The sequence below is a fragment of the Marimonas arenosa genome, from assembly GCF_030848945.1.
Classification (GTDB): domain Bacteria; phylum Pseudomonadota; class Alphaproteobacteria; order Rhodobacterales; family Rhodobacteraceae; genus Marimonas; species Marimonas arenosa.
The window spans coordinates 1-1,397 of sequence record NZ_JANHAX010000011.1; the positions used below are offsets into that span (position 1 = coordinate 1).

Genomic DNA, 1,397 nt, shown 5'->3' on the forward strand with positions numbered 1-1,397 from the left:
CGTTGGCGTCGAGATCGGCGAGGTTGACGTTCTCGAGCACGATCGAGTTGCCGCCGCCGGTGTCGATCACCACGTCCGCCCCCACCTGGGTAGCGGCACCGTTGTTCGGATCGCTGAGGTCGAGATCGGCCAGTGACGTGATCGCGGAAACACCCGCCAGAACGATCTTCTCGCTGTTGTTGAGCGCGTCGAAATCGGTGATCGTGTCGCTGCCATGGCCATCGGTGAAGACGAAGCGGTCGGCATTGGCGCCGCCGGTGAGCACGTCGTCACCGCCGCCGCCTTCGAGACGGTCCGACCCGATGCCGCCGTTCAACGTATCGTTGCCGCCGCCGCCGAACAGCTTGTCCAAACCGCCGTTGCCGAACAGCTTGTCATCGCCCGAGTTGCCGAACAGCGTGTCACGACCGCTGCCGCCTTCGAGCCGGTCATTGCCGCCGCCGCCGGTCGCCCGGTCATTGTCGGCATGGCCCTTCAGCGTGTCGGCGCCGAGCCCCCCGTCCAGCGTGTCGTTGCCGTCCCAGCCAAGCAGGGTGTCCTGCTGACCGCCGCCCAGCAATCGGTCGTCGCCGTCACCGCCGTCGAGCAGGTCGCGGCCGGTACCGCCGAGCATGGTGTCGTTGCCGAGACCGCCACGCAGGGTGTCGAAGCCGAGATCGCCTTCGAGCCGGTCGGATCCGGCGCCGCCAAGCATCGAGTCGCCCTGGGCGCCGCCGCGCAGGATATCGCTACCGTCGCTGCCGCTCAGGGTGTCGGCGCCGTCTCCGCCTTCGAGGACGTCGTTGCCGATGCCGCCGAACAGCACGTCATCGCCCAGATCGCCGTAGAGACGGTCGCGACCGGCGCCGCCATTGATGGTGTCGTTGCCATCCCAGCCATAGACCGTGTCGGCCCCGCCGCCAGCGTTGACCACATCATTCCCGCCCCGGCCGTCGAACCTTTCGTTGCGGGCGCTGCCGGCCATCGTGTCGTTGTTGTTCGAACCGCGGACCCATTCGATACTGGTGAGGCTCTGGGTGAAGGCGGTGCCATTGGCGAAGCCCGTTGCCACGCCGGTGCCGAGATTCACGTTCAGCCCGGTCACATTCGAGCCCGAGTCGAAACGGATCCGGTCGAACCCGTCGGCACCGTTGATCGAATCGTCGCCGCCGGTGCCGATAAAGCTTTCGCCGTTGGCGCTGCCGGTGAAGGTGTCGGCATGGAAGGTACCGCGGAGCTCCCAGACATCGCCACTTCCGGTGATGGACTCGGTGTTACCGAAACCGTCATTCGACACCGTGCCGGTGGCCAGGTTGACGACCGCGCCGGTGGTGGCACCATTGTCGCGGAAATCGATCCGAATGGATCCATTGCTGGCGTTGATCTGATAGCTGTCCGTGCCGGCACTGCCGTTGACC

At 66.3% G+C, this 1,397-nt stretch carries 1 protein-coding gene; it reads right to left on the reverse strand.

Translation table 11 applies throughout. The features are described 5' to 3' along the window. The coding region (locus tag NO357_RS21275; RefSeq protein ID WP_306737774.1) for a calcium-binding protein at positions 1–1,397 on the reverse strand (1,397 nt) is incomplete at both ends.